Source organism: Streptococcus infantis (assembly GCF_015546995.1).
GTDB lineage: Bacteria > Bacillota > Bacilli > Lactobacillales > Streptococcaceae > Streptococcus > Streptococcus infantis_J.
In genome coordinates this window covers 44,175-64,276 of the sequence record NZ_JADMUH010000010.1, presented here as the reverse complement: position 1 = coordinate 64,276, position 20,102 = coordinate 44,175, and the positions used below count along the sequence as shown (strand labels likewise).

At 40.6% G+C, this 20,102-nt stretch carries 14 protein-coding genes; 9 read left to right on the top strand and 5 right to left on the bottom strand.

What is annotated here, in order from left to right:
* Positions 1–77 precede the first annotated feature (77 nt).
* The 4 genes from I1J71_RS05165 to I1J71_RS05150 all read right to left on the bottom strand — a co-directional run bounded on the left by I1J71_RS05165 (position 78) and on the right by I1J71_RS05150 (position 3,699).
* Positions 78–377: a DUF1827 family protein gene (locus I1J71_RS05165; RefSeq protein WP_195183965.1), complete on the bottom strand. Its 300-nt coding sequence runs from the start codon at positions 375–377 to the stop codon at positions 78–80.
* 63 nt (positions 378–440) lie between these two features.
* Positions 441–890: an NUDIX hydrolase gene (locus I1J71_RS05160; protein ID WP_195183964.1), complete on the bottom strand. Its 450-nt coding sequence runs from the start codon at positions 888–890 to the stop codon at positions 441–443.
* Between the two features lie 89 nt (positions 891–979).
* A complete protein-coding gene (locus I1J71_RS05155) occupies positions 980–3,232 on the bottom strand; it encodes an ATP-dependent Clp protease ATP-binding subunit (RefSeq protein WP_195183963.1) in 2,253 nt (750 codons plus the stop codon).
* A gap of 236 nt (positions 3,233–3,468) precedes the next feature.
* A complete protein-coding gene (locus I1J71_RS05150) occupies positions 3,469–3,699 on the bottom strand; it encodes a DUF1797 family protein (RefSeq protein WP_004253825.1) in 231 nt (76 codons plus the stop codon).
* A gap of 205 nt (positions 3,700–3,904) precedes the next feature.
* Between I1J71_RS05150 and I1J71_RS05145 the strand changes: the two genes are divergently transcribed.
* The 5 genes from I1J71_RS05145 (at position 3,905) to I1J71_RS05125 (ending at position 14,818) form a co-directional block, all read left to right on the top strand.
* Positions 3,905–4,588, top strand: a complete 684-nt coding sequence (locus tag I1J71_RS05145; RefSeq protein ID WP_195183962.1) for an amino acid ABC transporter permease — start codon at positions 3,905–3,907, stop codon at positions 4,586–4,588.
* Positions 4,588–5,322: an amino acid ABC transporter ATP-binding protein gene (locus I1J71_RS05140; RefSeq protein ID WP_195183961.1), complete on the top strand. Its 735-nt coding sequence runs from the start codon at positions 4,588–4,590 to the stop codon at positions 5,320–5,322. The genes I1J71_RS05145 and I1J71_RS05140 overlap by 1 nt, the downstream gene beginning before the upstream one ends.
* Positions 5,323–5,454: 132 nt before the next feature.
* On the top strand, positions 5,455–6,312 hold the full coding sequence (locus tag I1J71_RS05135) for a bifunctional methylenetetrahydrofolate dehydrogenase/methenyltetrahydrofolate cyclohydrolase (protein ID WP_324248681.1): 858 nt from the start codon (positions 5,455–5,457) through the stop codon (positions 6,310–6,312).
* A gap of 237 nt (positions 6,313–6,549) precedes the next feature.
* Positions 6,550–13,839, top strand: coding sequence for an SIALI-17 repeat-containing surface protein (locus I1J71_RS05130; protein ID WP_195183959.1), 7,290 nt, complete (start codon positions 6,550–6,552; stop codon positions 13,837–13,839).
* Between the two features lie 130 nt (positions 13,840–13,969).
* Positions 13,970–14,818: an NAD(P)H-hydrate dehydratase gene (locus tag I1J71_RS05125; RefSeq protein ID WP_195183958.1), complete on the top strand. Its 849-nt coding sequence runs from the start codon at positions 13,970–13,972 to the stop codon at positions 14,816–14,818.
* 23 nt (positions 14,819–14,841) lie between these two features.
* On the opposite strand, the gene I1J71_RS05120 is transcribed toward I1J71_RS05125, so the two are convergent.
* A complete protein-coding gene (locus I1J71_RS05120) occupies positions 14,842–15,027 on the bottom strand; it encodes a hypothetical protein (protein ID WP_195183957.1) in 186 nt (61 codons plus the stop codon).
* A 120-nt stretch (positions 15,028–15,147) separates the two neighbouring features.
* Between I1J71_RS05120 and I1J71_RS05115 the strand changes: the two genes are divergently transcribed.
* The 4 genes from I1J71_RS05115 (at position 15,148) to I1J71_RS05100 (ending at position 20,089) form a co-directional block, all read left to right on the top strand.
* A complete protein-coding gene (locus I1J71_RS05115; protein WP_195183956.1) occupies positions 15,148–17,598 on the top strand; it encodes a bifunctional DnaQ family exonuclease/ATP-dependent helicase in 2,451 nt (816 codons plus the stop codon).
* 33 nt (positions 17,599–17,631) lie between these two features.
* Complete coding sequence (locus tag I1J71_RS05110) at positions 17,632–18,855, top strand: FtsW/RodA/SpoVE family cell cycle protein (protein WP_195183955.1); 1,224 nt, start codon at positions 17,632–17,634, stop codon at positions 18,853–18,855.
* A gap of 10 nt (positions 18,856–18,865) precedes the next feature.
* Positions 18,866–19,414: a DJ-1 family glyoxalase III gene (locus tag I1J71_RS05105; RefSeq protein WP_195183954.1), complete on the top strand. Its 549-nt coding sequence runs from the start codon at positions 18,866–18,868 to the stop codon at positions 19,412–19,414.
* Between the two features lie 111 nt (positions 19,415–19,525).
* The gene (locus tag I1J71_RS05100; protein WP_324248680.1) at positions 19,526–20,089 is read left to right on the top strand and encodes an HAD family hydrolase; all 564 of its coding nucleotides are present in this window, start codon (positions 19,526–19,528) and stop codon (positions 20,087–20,089) included.
* The last annotated feature ends 13 nt before the right edge of the window (positions 20,090–20,102 follow it).

Genomic DNA, 20,102 nt, shown 5'->3' with positions numbered 1-20,102 from the left:
ACAATAATTTATTTAAAGATATAAACAAGAAAAGGTATTAAAAAACCCCGCAGTTTTAACTGTAGGGTAGATTAATTCTATTTTGTAGGGATTGAAATCTCAATCAATTTATCAGAATAGAGGGTTTTAATATTTGCCTTATCAATAGCATGTTGATTAATTTTACGACTGAGGAAAAATTCTTTGATTATTTCCATTTCTTTTTCACGGATTGCCCGATGTTTATTGGAAATGAGGATTTCGTAATGAAGTGGAGCCTGAGTAAAAATAACATCTGTATTTCCCGCAGAATAAACCTCTACAAGCGTTGCGTCTGTGTTTTCTAGCTGACTTTTAACAAGTTGCGAGTGTGAATTTGTAGTATTGATAAGCTTCATAGGGTTTCCTCCTGTATTTCTATGTCTATTATAGCACTTTTTGGGAAATTTGGTAAAGATAGTTTAAATTTGATGTTGTTTTTTCCAAGCTTCGATCGCCCATTTGTGACTTCCGCGTTTTAAGTTAGCAATAGCTTCCTCGATTGGGAACCAAGCTAAGTGATTGAAGTCCTCGAGAGGTTTTTGGATTTCTTGATAAGAAGTAGCTTCGTAGAGATAGGCTGGATTGTAGTAGTAGGTATCACGATGACTAGAATAAAAATATTCATCAGCTTGCCCGTAGTAGGTGCCGATCTCAGCTGTAAATCCTAATTCTTCAATCAATTCTCGTTTGAGAGCTTCAAGGTGATTTTCACCTTCTTCAATTTCGCCCCCTGGTAAGAACCATGCACCATTTGGAGCTTGTACGAGGATAATCATTTCATGGTTTGCATCAGGTATGACTGCATAAACGCCATATCTATTTTTGTAGGTTACTCCCTCTTTTTTTTCTCCAAATGTTGGATTTGCCATAAAGTTCTCCTTCGTGAGTGCGCTTTCTTTCTATAATAGTAAAGAATGCTCTCACTGTCAAGTAAGAACATTCTTTTGTATGTGAGGAACTAGTCGTTTGACTCGACTGTTTCCGTTTTATTTTTGGACTTAATCACGATTTTACCTTTACTTGTCATGACTGCCTTGAGGTCTTTTTCACTTGGATTTTCAAGGTAGTAGTCTGTAATGGCATCTTCGATATAGTCTTGAATCGTACGACGGAGTGGACGAGCTCCCATTTTTGGATCGTAACCAAGGTCTACAAGTTTTTCTTTCACCTTATCTGTTACATCTAAATGGATGTTATTACTTGAGAGACGTTTATTCACATCATCCAACATAAGGCCAACGATTTGTAGGAGATTTTCCTTGCTGAGAGCCTTGAATTCGATAATGCCATCAAAGCGGTTCATGAATTCTGGACTAAAGAAGTTGCCTAATTCTCCAAGGACAGAGTTGGTACGACCTTCTCTAGCAGCACCAAAACCAACGCTTGCTTCAGCTTTTCCTGTACCAGCATTTGAGGTCATGATAATGATGGCATCTTTAAAGCTAACAGTTCGTCCCTGACCATCCGTTAAACGACCATCATCCAAGACTTGAAGGAACATATGCATAACATCTGGATGGGCTTTTTCAACTTCATCCAAGAGGATCAGTGAGTAGGGGTTACGACGAACCTTTTCAGTCAATTGTCCAGCCTCATCATAGCCGACGTATCCTGGAGGGGCACCGACAAGTTTAGCAGCGCTGTGTTTTTCCATGTATTCACTCATATCAAAGCGAATCATACTATCAGCAGAGCCAAAAAGCTCAATAGCCAGTTGTTTAGAAAGTTCTGTTTTACCGACACCAGTAGGACCGACAAAGAGGAAGCTAGCAATTGGACGGTTTGGAGTACCTAAACCAACACGGTTACGACGGATAGCCTTGGCAATCTTATCAACAGCATCATCTTGACCAATAACATGAGCCTTGAGGTCATCTGCTAGGTTGATCAGTTGAGACTGCTCTTTTTCTTTCAAATCACCAACTGGAATATTAGTTTTTTGTTCAATGATGTGTTCGATCGTCTTTTCACTGATGATTGGAGTATCCTGATCCGTTACCTTGGTCTTTTGCATTTCCTTGTACTTAGCAATCTGGTCACGGAAGTAGGCTGCTTTTTCAAAATCTTCATCGCGAGTTGCTTGAGCCTTGAGGTTTTCTGCTTCAATTAGGCGTTGATCAATAACCTTAGGATCAACAAAGTTTAGCGTTAAGTTCATTTTAGAACCAGCTTCATCTAGGAGGTCAATGGCCTTGTCTGGCAAGAAACGATCTTGGATGTAGCGGTTAGAAAGAGTAGCAGCCGCTTCGATAGCACCATCGGTATAATGAACGTGGTGGTAATCTTCGTATTTCTTTTGGATACCTTTGAGGATAATAATAGTCTCTTCCACAGTTGGTTCATCAACTTTGACAGGTTGCATACGGCGCTCAAGGGCTGCATCTTTTTCGATGATGCGGTATTCATTGAGAGTAGTAGCACCAACAAGTTGGAGTTCGCCACGAGCAAGGGCAGGTTTGAGGATGTTTCCAGCATCCATATTACCGTCTCCAGCAGAACCAGCACCTACAATTTCATGAATTTCGTCGATAAAGAGGATGACATCTTTGCGCTCTCGAATTTCTTCCATGAGTTTCTGCATGCGTTCTTCGAATTGACCACGAATACCAGTACCTTGGACAAGGCTCACCACATCCAAACGGATAACTTCTTTTCCTTGGAGTTTATGGGGAACATCCCCATCAACTATTTTTTGTGCTAGACCTTCGACAACGGCAGTTTTTCCGACACCAGGTTCTCCGATAAGGACAGGATTGTTCTTAGTTCTACGGTTGAGAATTTCAATAACACGAATGATTTCTTCGTCACGGCCGATAACAGGGTCGATATTCCCACGACGGGCAATCTCAGTAACATTGATACCATATTCATCCAAGAGTCCTTTTTCTTGGCTAGGAGGAGGTGTTTGAGCTGGTCCTCGATTTTGGGAACCATAGCCACCATTACCGCCGTATCCGCCACCTGACTGAGTAGGGGGAGTATTGTTATTATTAGAAGATGGTCTAAAGTTATTCAGATCGTTAAAGAAGTCTCCAAATGGATCAAAATCACGATTGCTTAGATCTGTAATGCCCTTAAATAAGCTATTGTTAGGATCTGTTTTGATAATTTTGTAGCAATTTTGGCAAAGATCGATTTGCTTTTGTTGCCCATTCAGATTAGTGTAAAGATGGATTGTTGAGTCATTGATTTTACAATTTTGACAGAGCATACCTCTACCTCGTTTCTTTCTTAGCTTTGACTAAAATAGAAAGGTCAAAAATAGTCAAAGTTCTTTAGTCTCATTATATCATGATTGAAGAGGAAAGCAAGTAAAAAGATTGGGTCTTAGAACTCATAATAAAAGACTTATGTAGATGAAATATAGTGATAAAAAAATCCCATTTGTCAGACAAAAAGGATTTTCCTTGGTCAAAGCAGGAGTATTCTCCAGCCTCTATAAAACTATTAGTATAAAAGTTCGTAGATTTCCATCGCAATGAGGTCGATGCTATCAAATGTATATGTTTCACGAGCTTCAACGTCACGAAGTGTAAAGAGTGGTCCGTTTTCTTCGTCGTGGTTAAAAGCAACCTCTGCGACAACAACTCCTTCGCGCTCAAAGTTACGTTTCAAGTTACCACCATCTTTAGTCATTGCTTCTAAGCGATTGATGATTCTAACCAAATGTGATTCCATTTTGATTCTCCTCCATTTATTATCTTTACTATTTTACCATAAACAGACTCGACTTGACTAGAAAAAAACTAAGATTTCTCGCTATTTCTATCGTCTTTGAAAATTTATTGAAAATATTAGGAGAAAATGTTGAATTTTTATGCAAAATATGTTATCCTTATACAAGTTTTAAGTTTAAATATTAAAAACAGAAAGTAGAGTATCCATGAATTTTTCTTTTTTACCGAAATATCTACCATATTTTAACTATGGAGCCGTTGTAACAATTATCATATCTATCTTGGTGGTCTTCTTGGGGACCATTCTAGGAGTGTTGTTGGCCTTTGCACAACGTTCAAAGATTAAACCACTTGCCTGGTTTGCTAATCTATATATCTGGGTCTTCCGTGGGACTCCGATGATGGTGCAGATTATGATTGCATTTGCCTTGATGCATATTAGTGCTCCGACTATTCAAATTGGGATCTTAGATGTTGATCTGACTCGTTTGATTCCAGGGATTGTCATTATCTCTATGAATAGTGGTGCCTATGTATCAGAAACAGTTCGTGCTGGGATTAATGCAGTGCCAAAGGGACAATTAGAAGCAGCTTATTCATTAGGTATTCGCCCTAAGAATGCCATGCGCTATGTCATTTTACCCCAGGCTATCAAGAATATTTTACCAGCCTTGGGGAATGAGTTTATTACCATTATCAAGGATAGCTCGCTCTTGTCAGCTATCGGGGTTATGGAGTTGTGGAATGGAGCTACTACAGTATCAACAACCACATACCTACCTTTAACACCGCTCTTATTTGCAGCCTTTTACTACTTGATTATGACCTCTATATTGACACTGGCCTTGAAAGCTTTTGAAAATCGTATGGGACAAGGAGATAAGAAATAATGACTGAAACGCTAATTAAAATTGAAAACCTTCATAAAAGCTTTGGAAAAAATGAAGTTTTAAAAGGGATTGATCTTGAAATTAAAAAAGGTGAAGTAGTGGTCATTATCGGCCCTTCTGGTAGCGGTAAGTCAACCCTCCTTCGCTCTATGAATCTTCTCGAAGAAGCTACAAAAGGAAAAGTTATCTTTGAAGGTGTAGACATTACGGATAAGAAAAATGACCTCTTTGCCATGCGTGAAAAGATGGGAATGGTTTTCCAACAATTCAATCTCTTTCCAAATATGACAGTGAAGGAAAATATCACACTGTCTCCGATTAAGACTAAGGGAGAAAGTAAGGAAGTGGCTGAGAAAAGAGCGCATGAGCTCTTGGAAAAGGTTGGTTTGCCAGATAAGGCAAATGCCTATCCGCAAAGCTTGTCGGGCGGGCAACAACAGCGGATCGCTATCGCCCGTGGTCTTGCTATGGAACCAGATGCCCTACTCTTTGATGAACCGACTTCTGCTCTAGACCCAGAAATGGTAGGGGAAGTACTAGCAGTTATGCAAGAACTTGCTCAGTCAGGAATGACCATGGTTATCGTAACGCATGAAATGGGCTTTGCTCGAGAGGTGGCAGATCGTGTCATCTTTATGGCTGATGGTGTTGTTGTTGAAGACGGAACTCCAGAGCAAGTCTTTGAACAAACCCAAGAACAAAGAACCAAGGATTTCTTGAGTAAGGTTTTGTAAGAATATCATGAAAAGCTCCAAGTGGGCTTTTTCTTATAGTTTCAGACTATAGGGTATCTTAGGTAAGAAGTGTTAGAATGCAGAACGATTTTTTGTTATAATAGAACATATTTGTTAGAAATGAGAAAATACATGACACAGATGATTGATGGGAAGGCTTTAGCAACCAAGCTACAAGGACAGTTGGCTGAAAAAACAGCCAAATTAAAGGAAGAGAAAGGTTTGGTTCCAGGATTGGTCGTTATTTTAGTCGGAGAAAATCCAGCAAGCCAAGTTTACGTACGCAATAAGGAGCGTTCTGCTATCGCTGCAGGCTTCCAAAGTGAAGTCGTGCGAGTTCCGGAGACCATTACTCAAGAGGAGTTGTTGGAGTTGATTGCCAAATACAACCAAGATCCAGCTTGGCATGGGATTTTGGTCCAGTTGCCATTACCAAAACACATTGATGAAGAAGCTGTTTTACTAGCTATTGACCCTGAAAAGGATGTGGATGGTTTTCATCCACTCAACATGGGGCGTCTTTGGTCTGGTCACCCAGTCATGATTCCTTCAACTCCAGCAGGGATTATGGAGATGTTTCATGAGTATGGGATTGACTTAGAAGGTAAAAATGCAGTCGTTATTGGTCGTTCAAATATCGTTGGTAAACCCATGGCTCAGTTGCTGTTAGCTAAGAATGCAACTGTAACCTTGACCCACTCTCGCACCCACAATCTAGCCCAAGTAGCTTCTAAAGCCGACATTCTTGTAGTAGCAATCGGCCGTGCTAAGTTCGTGACTGCTGATTTTGTCAAACCTGGAGCAGTTGTCATTGATGTGGGGATGAACCGAGATGAAAATGGCAAGCTCTGTGGAGATGTTGACTACGATGCTGTTGCATCAGTCGCTAGCCATATCACACCTGTACCTGGTGGAGTAGGACCTATGACCATTACCATGCTAATGGAGCAGACCTATCAGGCTGCTTTAAGAAGGCTGGATAAAGACTAATCTCGAGTACAATCATTAATAGGTATTTAAAGAGCAAGTTCTAAAAAGGGCTTGCTTTTTTTTGCTCGATTTCTACTAAAATTCCAGTAAAACTTCTACAAATTATTGAAAAAGTTCTACTATTTTGATATATTAAAAACATCAATATGTATATGCAAAAATAAGTAAGCGTCTAGAGGGAGGTTTATTTTTTGAAGAAAAATGTAATCGCTTACTATAACTTAGAAAGGAACCATAATGGATAAGAGATTTTTTGAAAAACGGTGTCATTTTAGTATTCGTAAGTTTGCTATTGGTGCAGCTTCAGTTATGATTGGAGCCAGTATATTTGGCCTTCAGGTAGCGCAAGCAGCTGAAGCAGAAACAGCTAGTCCTAGCGAAGAAACAGTTCATCAAGTTCAACCTTTAGATAAACTTCCAGATGATCTAGCTGCAGCCATTGCAAAAGCTGAGCAAAATGGCCCACAAGATAAGGCTACTGAAAAAGAAGAAAATGATGCGGTTGAACCCGCAAAACCAGCAACGGAAGAAAAAGAGCCTGAGGTAACAAGTCCTAAGGAAGAAAAGAAAGCGGAAGTAGTTAGTCCTAAGGAAGATAAAGCTGAAAAACCAGCTGCTGAAGTGGCTGAAAAAGCGCCTACAGTTTCAGAAGCTAGTTCTGAAAAGCCAGCAGTTTTGGAAGAACATGCTACTGAAGCTAATCAGAATAAACCAGTAACTAGTGATAAAGTTAAGGAAGAAAATACTTCTGCAACAGAATTACCTCAAGTTACTAAAGAGAAACAAAAAGAAGACCAACTTTTACAGGAAAGAAAACAAAATTTCAATAAAGACTGGTATTTTAAATTAAATACTCAGGGTGATTTTTCTAAGAAAGATGTAGATGTTCATGACTGGTCTAAGTTGAACCTTCCTCATGATTGGAGTATTTATTTTGATTTTGATCACAAATCTCCTGCTCGAAATGAGGGTGGTCAATTAAATGGTGGGACTGCCTGGTATCGTAAAACCTTTACTGTAGACGAAGCTGCCAAGGACAAAGACGTCCGTATCAACTTTGATGGAGTTTACATGGACTCTAAGGTCTATGTCAATGGCAAATTTGTAGGTCATTATCCAAGTGGTTACAATCATTTTTCATACGACATCACTGAATTTTTAAATAAAGATGGCAGTGAGAATACTATTGCTGTTCAAGTTACCAATAAGCAACCAAGTAGTCGTTGGTACTCAGGAAGTGGTATCTATCGTGATGTGACGCTTAGCTATCGTGACAAGGTGCAGGTGTCTGAAAATGGAAATCATATTACAACTCCAAAATTAGCTGAACAAAAAGATGGCAATGTTGAAACTCAAATCCAAAGCAAGATTAAAAATACTGCCAAGACTCTAGCCAAGGTATTTGTGGAGCAACAGATTTTTACTAAGGAAGGTCAAGCTGTTTCAGATTTAGTTCGTTCTGTAACTAAGACTCTATCAGGAAATGAGACAGCAGACTTTAAACAAACGATCTTGGTTAACAAGCCAACTCTCTGGACAACAAAAAGCTACCATCCTCAGCTCTATGTTCTAAAAACCAAGGTTTATAATGAAGGTCAGCTAGTTGATGTGACAGAAGATACTTTTGGTTATCGTTATTTCAACTGGACAGCTAAGGAGGGATTCTCTCTTAACGGTGAGAGAATGAAATTCCACGGGGTTAGTATCCACCATGATAATGGTGCCTTGGGGGCAGAAGAAAACTATAAGGCAACCTACCGTAAATTAAAACTCCTGAAAGATATGGGAGTTAACTCTATCCGTACGACTCACAATCCAGCAAGTCCACAGTTGCTAGATGCTGCTGCTAGTCTAGGACTCTTGGTCCAAGAAGAAGCCTTTGATACTTGGTATCGTGGCAAAAAAACGTATGACTATGGACGTTTCTTTGACCAAGATGCAACTCACCCAGAAGCCAAGAAGGGTGAGAAGTGGTCTGATTTTGATCTGAGAACTATGGTTGAACGAGATAAAAATAATCCTTCAATCATCATGTGGTCACTCGGTAACGAAGTGGATGAGGCTGATGGTGGAAAACGTTCACTAGAAACAGCCAAGCGTTTGAAAGCTGTTATCAAAGCAATTGATACAGAGCGCTATGTGACCATGGGTGAAAATAAATTCAGTCGTGCTTCTACAGGCTTGTTTTTAGAATTAGCAGCAATCATGGATGCTGTAGGTATGAACTATGGAGAGCGTTTTTACGACGCTGTTCGTAAAGCCCATCCAGACTGGTTGATTTATGGTTCTGAAACTTCTTCAGCGACTCGAACTCGAGATTCTTATTTTGATCCTGCTCATTTACTCTGGCACGACAATCGTCCAAATCGTCATTATGAACAGTCAGACTATGGTAATGACCGTGTAGCCTGGGGTAGAACAGCTACTGAATCTTGGACCTTTGACCGTGATCGTGCTGGTTATGCAGGTCAGTTCATCTGGACTGGTTTCGACTATATCGGTGAGCCTACACCTTGGCATAACCAAGATAACACACCAGTGAAAAGCTCTTACTTTGGTATTATTGATATGGCAGGCTTGCCTAAGAATGATTTCTATCTTTACCGTAGTGAATGGTATAGTGCCAAAGAAAAACCAACTGTTCGCATCATGCCTCACTGGAATTGGACAGAAGAAACGCTCAAGGAACGTAATATGCTAGTCAATGGTAAGGTTCCTGTGAGAACCTTCTCAAATGCCTCTAGCGTAGAATTGTTCTTGAATAACGAGTCCCTTGGTAAGAAAGAATTTGTTAAGAAAACAACTGAAGATGGGCGCTCTTATCACGAGGGAGCTAAACCAAGTGAATTGTATCTTGAGTGGTTGGTTGACTATAAACCAGGTACCTTAACAGCTATTGCTCGTGACGAAAATGGCAAAGAGATTGCGCGTGACAGTGTAACAACAGCAGGGGAGCCAGCTAGAGTTCGTCTCACCAAGGAAGAACATGTTATCACTGCAGACGGTAAAGATTTGTCTTATATCCATTATGAAATTGTTGATGAAGACGGCAATGTTGTACCAACTGCCAATAATCTTGTTCATTTCAATCTTCACGGGCAAGGGCAGATCGTCGGTGTGGATAATGGGGAACAAGCTAGCCGTGAACGTTATAAAGCTCAGAAAGATGGCACATGGCAAAGAAAAGCCTTCAATGGTAAAGGTGTTGTCATTGTTAAATCCACTGAAAAAGAAGGGAAATTCACCCTATATGCGGATTCTGCAGGTTTAGCTTCTGATCAGGCGACGGTTACAACCGTTTCAGGCAAAAAAGAAAATCGTCATTTTATCGCTTTTGCCCCTGTTAAGGCGACTACTGATGTCAGCGAAAATCCTAAATTGCCGGAAACTGTGACAGCTATTTATAGCGATGGTAGTGTCGAAGAAAAAGCTGTGGTTTGGGCAATCCCAGATGATCTCCTTACAAGTGCTGGTGAGAAAAAAGTTCTTGGTAGTGTGGAAGGTCTCGAAGCCAAGGCTGAAGCCCTTGTTAAGGTCATTGCTCTTGATAAGTGGTTGCCTAAAGTTGCAACTGTTCCAGTTGGTACAGCTGTAGAAGATTTGGATAAAACTGTAACGGCAGTTTTATCAGATGGCAACTTGGTTGATGCGGATGTCGTTTCTTGGACCTTGAAAGATCCTGCTGCTTTGTCAAAAGAAGGTGGACGAACTGAAGCAACTGGTAAATTGGTAGGTAATGACTACGAGGTGACAGCAACCTTTATCGCAAGTGACAAGGAAACAGTAAACACTGTTACAGGTCTCACGGTTGGAGATAAGTCTCTTGAAAACTTTGAGCCTGGAAAGACCTACTACCGAGTATCCCTTCCTTATAGTGCTGAGATTCCAAGTGTCGGAGCACAGACAAGAGGCTATCAGGTGACAGTTCAACAGGCTTCAGCAGCTAATGATTATCAGGCTTCTGTATTCTTGAGTGACCAGAAGGGTGATTTGGTTCAAACTTACTTGATTCAATTTGTGAAAGAAGCCCCTGCCTTGACACGCTTGGAAGTAAGCGTTGAAGGAAAAGAGACTGCAACAGAAGACCAAGTTCTCCCTTATCATGTCATTGGGCATTACGAAGATGGTTCACAGACTGAATTTTCAGCATCAGATATTCACTTGGATGCTAGCTCTACTGATGGTGGACATCTTGAAGTAAACGGACAGAACTTGCTTCTTTACACTAAAGGTAGTGTAACGCTCACTCCTCGTATTGAACACCAAACAGAGAAGACACAATCTGTAGCCACTGTAGTAGTCATTAAAGAAAACAAAGTAGCCAAGAAAATTGTTAAGCTTCATCCTGTTTCAATCTCTACAGATATCAATCAGCAACCGAATTTGCCTGACCAAATCGGAGCAGAATTTGACAAAGGCTTGCCTCGTAAGCTAGCTGTAACTTGGGACAAGGTAGATGAACATGAACTTGCTAGCTATCATAGCTTTACCCTTAAAGGTCATGTAGAAGGCACAGATATTGAAGCTGTGGCAAATGTGACTGTTGAAGGTTTGCAGGTCGCAGAAGAAATCAGCCTAACTCTTCCTAAGGGTGAAACGGTTCAATTACCAGCTAACGTTCGTGCCTACCATTCTAATGGAACAACTGTCTATAATGATGTCGTTTGGGATAAGGTGCCAGCTAACTTTAGTCAAACTGAAGGAATCTTTGAAATCAAAGGTCAATTGGTTGGTAGCTCTCTAACTACCAAGGCTCATGTTCGTGTTTCCAGTCAGGTTGTTGCGGGAAATAATATCTCTAAACAATGGACAGGTTCACAATTGCCAGCAGCTATCGTATCCAATACTGGTGGAGATGATTCGGCCAATACTCTGAATGACTTGACAGTTTCAAGAGCCAATACAGATGTCAAAAATCGATGGACAACATGGCAAACAAATACAGATAATGACTGGGCATCTATCTTGTTTGGTAACTCAGGCGATTTGACCAAGCGCTTTGTAGACAATCTTTCAGTTGATTTCTATACAGATGGTGCGATTGGACTCCCAAAAGAGTATGTTATTGAATACTACGTTGGTCAAGAAATTCCAGATTTGCCAACTGATGTCAATCATGCTCAAGGAGATGCCAAGCATCCATTTAACAATGCTACCAACTGGAAAGAGGTTGAACATCTCAAAGCTCCAGGACAATTATCTGCAAGCCAAACTAACCACTTTACATTTGATAAGGTTGAGACCTATGCAGTTCGTATTCGCATGAAGAAAGCAAATGGTACGGCTGGTGTCGGTTTGACCGAAATCACTATCTTAGGAAATAAAGTTCCAAGTGCTTCAAGTTCAGAGATTTCTATCCAAGTAGATGGCAAGAGCCTTGAACATTTCAATCCAGCTAAGACAGACTATCATATTCCTCAAGCTAGCAAAGTGATTACTGCAACAGCAAGCGACAATGGTGTGGTAACGATTGTCCCTGCTACAAGCCCAGAAGGAGCAACACGCCTCATTTTGAAGGCAGAAGACGGAAGCATCTTGAAAGAGTATCGCATTTTCCGTGATGGTAAAAAAGAATCTACACAACCAGTAGCTGCCGAAAATGCTGCCATGACATTGAGTGTTGGCGATAAGCTTCAATTACCTACAGAATTGACAGTCTATTATCCATCACAAACAGATTGGACGACAGATAAACTAGCCGTAGAATGGGATGCAGTGGCTGAACATGCGACAGACCAGGAAGGCACCTTTGAAGTGCTTGGTCATATCCTAGGAACAGACCTGACAACTAAGATGCAAGTAACCGTTCTGGCAAGAGGAAATCAAGTTATCTCTGAGAATGCAAGCAATAATGCGACTGACTCTAAAGCCTTTGCCTCTACTACAAACGATACCGATGCCGCTTCTAATGATAAAATCTTCTATATCAACGATGGTCGATTTAATGAGGATAATCGTTGGACAAACTGGTCTCGGACTCCAAAAGATCAAGAAGTGTCCGTGGGAGTTCTCTTTAAGAAGAACGGTCAGATTACACCTCAGTCTGTTGGAAAAGTAGCAATCCAATTCTTCAAAGACAGTGGAACAGATGCACCAGCGACAATGGTACTCGAAAGATACGTTGGACCAACTTATTCTGAACCAAGCACTATTTCACGTTATGAGGAAAATGCGGATCATCCGTTTAACAAGGCAGATAATTGGCAAGAAATTCCTTATAAGGCATCTAGCGCAATCGAGGCTGGTAAACCAATCGAATTTACCTTTGATCCAATACAGACAACCGCTATTCGCGCACGTATGACTCGCAAATCAACCACTAATGGCCTCGCAATGGTTGAGTTTAGTGCTTATTCTCCAGCTAAAGCAAGTGATTCAAAAACACCTGCAGTGACTATTTCAGTTGCTGGAAAAGCATTGGAAAACTTTGATCCTACTGTTTCAGAATATCGATTGACTTCAAATGGAGCGAAACCAAAAGTGACTGTCCAAACAAGTGGTCATGCTGTAGCGACTGTCGTTGAGTCAAGCCAAGACAATCTTCCAACACTTGTTCGACTTCTTGCTAAAGATGGTAGTCTCGTTAAAGAATATCGTCTATACTTCCAAGCTGGTTCTGAAGCTAGTCATGCAGTAGATGATCAAGCTCTTGTCTTAGATCGTCCAAGTCTGGAAGTTGAGAAATCTGTCATTCCATTTAAGGAAATTATTCGTGAGAATAGTGATTTAGCTAAAGATGAACGTCGTATCGTATCAGAAGGCAAAAATGGAGAAAAAGTAGACTATGTCGAAGTTTTAGGAACAAGTCGTAAAATTGTTCACACTGAAACAAGTGATGCAAAAGATCAAATTGTTGAAGTAGGAGTAAAAGCACTTGTTACAAGTAGCAAGGGTGATGAGCCGGCTCCTGTTCTTGAAATTCCAGAGTATACGGACCCTATTGGAACTGTAGGTGAGGAGCCAGCCCCAATAGTAGAAGTCCCAGAATATAGCAACTCTATCGGTACTGCAGGAGACCAAGCAACCCCAATTGTTGAAGTACCAGAGTTTAAAGGCGGAGCTAATTGGGTTGAAGCTGCTACAAATGAAGTACCAGAGTTTAAAGGCGGAGCTAACTGGGTTGAAGCTGCTACAAATGAAGTTCCAGAGTTCAAGGGCGGAGCTAATTGGGTTGAAGCTGCTAAAAATGAAGTACCTGAATTCAAGGGTGGAGTCAATGCTGTGCAAGCAGACAAGAACGAACTCCCAGAATATACAGGAACTCTAGGAACAGCAGGAGACCAAGCCGCTCCAACAATCGATAAACCAGTTGCAGATATTCGAGGATTATCTGATAAACCTTCAGAAACTCAGGCTTCTGCTGAGCAGACTCAGGGTTCACAAGTTCTTGGAAATGCTTCGGAAAAAGCAGACTTAGCAAGACTTCCAGAAACTGGGGAAAGTCTATCAGATACAGCTATTTTCCTAGCAGGTCTCAGTCTAGCTTTATCAGCAGCCTTCCTAAATGGGAAACGCAAGGAAGAATAATGATTCATAACTCACTATTCTCAAAAGGATGATTATTATAAAAAAAGGAGAAGACTACATAGTCTTCTCCTTTATTAATTGGGTAGTGAGGTGTATAATGAAAGTAAGAGAAAGCATGAAGGAGTAGCTTATGAAAGTCATTGATCAAGCTCTACTGAAAAAAGTAATCATCGAGCGTCCTCGTTCTAGTCATAAAGGAGACTACGGTCGTCTTCTCTTGATTGGGGGAACGTATCCTTATGGGGGAGCCATTATTATGGCTGCTTTAGGGGCTGTTAGAAGTGGTGCAGGCTTGGTGACAGTAGCAACGGATAAAGAGAATATTCCAGCTCTGCATAGCCATCTGCCGGAGGCTATGGCTTTTGCTCTTGACGATAAGCAATTACTTGAGCAACAGTTACAGAAAGCAAGTGTTGTCTTGGTCGGACCTGGACTAGTGGATGATGAGCGTGGAGAAGAGCTTCTCCAAACAGTCTTTCATCATTCAAATCAAGATCAGACCCTCATACTGGATGGTGGCGCCCTATCTATTTTAGCGAAGACGGGAATGAAATTTCCTAAGGCTCAGCTTGTTTTAACTCCACACCAAAGGGAATGGCAAGTCTTGTCAGGATTTGATTTGACTTCCCAAGGAACTGAGGAAACAGGAGAGACTTTGAAGAGATTTCCTTCAGGAACAATTCTAGTTCAAAAAGGCCCTGCGACTCGAATCTGGCAAGCAGCTCAAGCTGATTGTTATCAGCTGGGTGTTGGTGGTCCTTATCAGGCGACTGGGGGAATGGGAGATACCTTAGCTGGGATGATTGCTGGTTTTGCTGGTCAATTCCCACAAGTTAGTGTCTATGAAAGAGTGACGGTAGCGACCTATCTACATTCAGCAATTGCCCAAGAACTAGCTGAGGACAACTTTGTAGTTCTGCCAACCACGATTAGTCAACATATTCCTGTATTCATGAAAAAAATACAAAAAGACACCTGAAAATATCAGGTGTCTTTTGATGATTAGAAGAGGCCTTTGACCTTATCTACAAGACCGTCAAGTCCTTCTGATCCTGAGACCAAAGCTTGTGCTTGGCTTAGGTACTCACCGAGTTGGTCCTTGTTTTCTTCAACAAATGTTTTTGTTGCAGAAAAATCTTTGTTCTCAATGAGTTCCTTTACTTGATTAAACAAATCTACTGGGTTCATGAGTTCCCTCCTTTTCTAAAATTCTATTCAATCATTTTTTTCAAATCTTGCAAGAAACTTGACTCTTCAAATAAAGTTCAGGGGTGTCAAATGGTGCAAATTTTGATATAATTTTTAGTGATGAATTTTAGAAATAATCGGTATGTGGTTGTAGATTTAGAAGCTACAAGTACCGGAAGCAAGGCAAAAATCATCCAAGTGGGAATTGTAGTCATTGAAGATGGTGAGATTGTTGAGCAGTATGCGACTGATGTCAACCCTCATGAACACTTGGATTCTCATATCAAAGAATTAACGGGTTTGACTGATAAACGTTTGGCAAAGGCTCCAGAGTTTTCTCAGGTGGCTGGAAAGATTTTTGAACTGGTCAAAGACGGTATTTTTGTTGCGCACAATGTTCAATTCGATGCTAATTTATTGGCAGAATTCCTCTTTTTTGAGGGTTATGAATTGCGCACGCCTCGTATCGATACAGTGGAGTTGGCTCAAGTCTTTTACCCTCAGCTTGAGAAGTATAATCTCGGTATTCTTTGCCAAGAGTTGGGGATTCCTCTAGAGCAAGCCCATTCAGCCCTATCTGATGCTCAAGCAACAGCAGAACTCTTTCTTTGTATGAGACAAAAGATGTTTGGACTGCCAAAAGGGTTGTTGGAGCGCTTATTGAGTTTATCAGACAGCTTACTCTATGAATCTTACCTAGTCATCGAGGAAGTTTATCAGAAACAGTCTCTCCTCGTTGAGCATGATTTGGTAGAAGTACAAGGCTTATTCTTAAGAAAAGAGAAGCCAGTCCTTTCTCCACGCAAACTCTCAAAAGATTTCCAAACTAATATTGCCTTGCTAGGTTTGGAGGAGAGAAGTCAACAAGAAGAATTTGCCCAAAAGGTTCAAGAGTTTTTACAAGGGGAAGTCATTTCCTTTATTCAGGCTCAAACAGGAATTGGGAAAACCTATGGTTACCTGCTACCGGCCTTGTCACTTGAGAATGAAGGGGGAATCCTACTCAGTGTTCCGACTAAAATCCTTCAAAATCAGGTGATACAAGAGGAGGCTAAAAGACTAGAAGAGATTTTCCATATCTCTATTCAGAGTCTTAAAGGTCCTCAGAATTACTTGAAGCTAGATGCCTTTCATACAGTTCTAGAGGAAGAAGAGTCCAATCGTCTGTATACACGATTCAAGATGCAACTTCTAGTTTGGTTGACTGAAACAGATACAGGAGATTTAGACGAGATTGGTCAGCTATATCGCTACCAGCAGTTTTTACCAAACTTGGTTCATGATGGCAACCTTCACAAAGACTCTCTCTTTTGGCTAGAGGATTTTTGGAAACGAGGTCAGGACAAGGCTCGTTCTTGTAAGTTGCTTGTGACCAATCATGCTTACCTCGTTACTCGACTTGAAGATGATCCGAGTCTTTTAGAAGGGCGTCTCTTGATTTTAGATGAAGCCCAGAAAATCTTGTTGACATTGGAAAATCTTTCTCGTAAAACTTATTTGCTAACAGATTTGCTAGATCAACTAGATCAAGCTCTATCGAGGGAAGAAGGTATGCTTCAAAGACGCTTGCTAGAAAGTATTCGTTTTGAAGTTTCTTACCTACTCGATCAGTTCTTATCTGGTAAACGGAGGATGTGTCCAGCTAGTAGCATTAACAAGCTCCGACAAGATTTTTCTGAGTTGAACTTACCAGAATTTAAAGACTATCAGAGATTTTTTACATCTGAGGGAGAATTTTGGTTATCGACTTCAGATGTGTCTAGTAAGAAGGTTGAAATCACTTCTAGTCGCAATCATCGTTTGCTCTTTTCTCAGATTTTCCCAGAAACCTGTCAGCTATTAGGAATCTCTGCAACCCTTGAAATTAGTAGTAGGGTTTCTTTACCAGAATTGTTAGGTTTTCCTCAAGCTGCCTTTTACTGCATGGACGAACAGTTTCAGGAAAATCAGGAAATCTTGTTGCTGAATGATTTTCCGTTGGTGACAGAAATTTCATCTGAGGAATATGCACAAGCAATTGTGGAAGTTCTAGAAGAACTATTCCAGTTTGAAGAACCCATTCTAGTCTTATTTACTGCAAAAGATTTATTGTTGCAAGTTTCAGATGCTTTGAGGGTTCCCCATCTGGCCCAGTACAAGCACGGAGAACCTGCCCAGTTAAAAAAACGCTTTGAAAGAGGCGAGCGGGAGCTCTTGCTTGGGGCGGGAAGTTTTTGGGAAGGTGTCGATTTTTCAAGACATCCGCGGGTTATTGAAGTGGTGACTCGTTTGCCTTTCCAAAATCCAGAAGATCCCTTTACTAAAAAGATGAATCAAGAACTTCGTTTGGAAGGAAAAAATCCTTTTTACGATTACCAGCTTCCTATGGCTATTATTCGTCTTAAGCAAGCGATTGGACGAACCATGCGTCGAGTGGGACAACGCTCTGCAGTTTTGATTCTAGATAGCCGCATGGCAAGTAAACGCTATGGTAAGCAAATCAGCAAGTCTTTGGCTCGAAGCAATCGTGTTAGAGTCATTAGCCGAGAGCAAGTATTCTCAAAAGTTCAAGAATTTTTAAATAAACAATGAAATGAATACCTGAAAGAATGAAGGAGGCCTTTTATGAAACGTTCTCTCGACTCTAGGGTCGATTATAGTTTAATATTACCAGTATTTTGTTTGTTGGTGATTGGAGTTGTAGCTATTTATATAGCAGTTAGTCATGACTACCCAAACAATGTTTGGCCCATACTTGGACAACAACTGGCTTGGATATCGTTAGGGATTGTTTTTAGCTTCATAGTCATGTTTTTTAACACAAAATTTCTCTGGCAGTCCACACCTTATTTATATGGACTCGGTCTAGCCTTGATGGTCTTGCCTTTAGTCTTCTACAACCCGAGTTTAGTAGCTGCAACTGGTGCGAAAAACTGGGTGTCAATCGGTGGTTATACACTCTTTCAACCTTCCGAATTCATGAAGATATCCTATATTTTGATGCTGGCATACGTTATCGTAACCTTTACCAAGAAACATAAAGACAAAGAACGAACGATTGGTTTAGATTTTTTATTAATTTTGTGGATGATTATATTCACAATGCCTGTTATGGTTTTGCTAGCCTTGCAAAGTGACCTTGGAACAGCTATGGTTTTTGTTGCAATCTTTGCAGGACTTGTCTTATTGTCTGGTGTTTCTTGGAAGATTATTATTCCAGTATTTGTAACAGTTGTATCAGCCATTACAGGCTTCCTAGCAATCTTTATCACAAAAGATGGGCGTGCTTTTATGCATCAGATTGGGATGCCAACTTATCAGATAAATCGTATCCTAGCTTGGCTCAATCCGTTTGATTATGCCCAAACAACTACCTATCAACAGGCACAGGGTCAAATCGCGATCGGTAGCGGTGGAATTTTTGGTCAAGGATTTAATGTGTCCAATCTTCTCATTCCAGTTCGAGAGAGTGACATGATTTTCACAGTAATTGCGGAAGATTTTGGATTTATTGGTTCAGTTGTTGTGGTTGCACTCTATCTACTGCTCATCTATCGCATGTTAAAGATTACCCTAAAATCCAATAATCAATTTTATACCTACATCTCAACTGGATTTATCATGATGCTCTTGTTCCATATCTTTGAAAATATTGGTGCGGTTACTGGTCTTCTTCCTCTGACAGGGATTCCTTTGCCCTTTATTTCCCAAGGGGGATCCGCTATTATCAGTAATCTAATTGGTGTCGGTTTGCTGTTATCGATGAGCTACCAAACCCATTTGGCTGATGAAAAGAGTGGTCGAACAAGATTCAAACGTAAAAAAGTTGTGTTGAAAAAAGTGAAATAAGGAGGTCGCTATGCCTAAAGTTGCAGTTATCCTAGCAAATGGTTTCGAAGAAATTGAAGCCTTGACGGTTGTAGACGTCATGCGCCGCGCAAATATCACCTGCCATATGGTAGGATTTGAAGATAAAGTGACAGGTTCACATGCTATTCAAGTTCAAACTGATCGAGTGTTTGATGGTAATTTATCAGAGTATGACATGATAGTCCTTCCAGGAGGTATGCCTGGTGCTGCCCACTTGAGGGACAATGAGCAATTGGTCTCTGAGCTTCAAAGATTTGAGGAAACCGGTAAAAAAGTAGCAGCCATCTGTGCTGCTCCAATTGCTTTGAATCGAGCTGGCCTCCTAGAAGGAAGAAACTTCACCTGCTATGATGGAGTCCAAGAACAAATTGCTGACGGTCACTACCACAAAGAAACAGTCGTAGTGGATGGAAATATCATTACGAGCCGTGGACCAGCAACTGCTTTAGCCTTTGCTTACCACTTGGTTGAAACACTGGGCGGAGATGCTGAGTCTCTAAGAAATGGCATGCTCTACACAGACCTATTTGAAAAATAATGAGCAAACGGAGGAGAATCTTTCATGATGGAGAAGATTCTTCTCTTTTTTTAATGGCAAAAACCAAGGTAAACATCGCTTTTTTTTATAAAAAATGGTATAATGAAGGGTATGAAATATCACGATTACATCTGGGATTTAGGTGGAACCCTGCTTGATAATTATGAAACTTCTACAGCAGCTTTTGTAGAAACATTAGCAGAGTTCGGGATTGAGCAGGAACACGATAGTGTTTACGAAGCTTTGAAGGTTTCGACTGCCTTTGCCATTGAAAAGTATGCTCCAGGTATTGAAAACTTTCTTGAAAAATATAAGGAAAATGAAGCCCGTGAGTTGGAACACCCAGTTTTGTTTGATGGGATTCCTACTCTTTTAGAAAATATTTCAGACCAAGGTGGCCGTAACTTCTTGGTTTCTCATCGAAACGATCAGGTATTGGAGATTCTAGCGAAAACTGAGATAGCTCCTTACTTTACAGAAGTAGTGACGGCTAGTTCAGGTTTTAAACGCAAACCTGATCCTGAATCGATGATTTATTTACGTGATAAGTATCATATAACGTCAGGTCTAGTCATTGGTGACCGTGCCATTGATGTAGAAGCAGGACATGCTGCAGGCTTAGATGCCTATCTCTTTGAGGATGTTGTGTCCTTAAAACAAGCAATAGACATGTAAGAAAAAGGGGAAA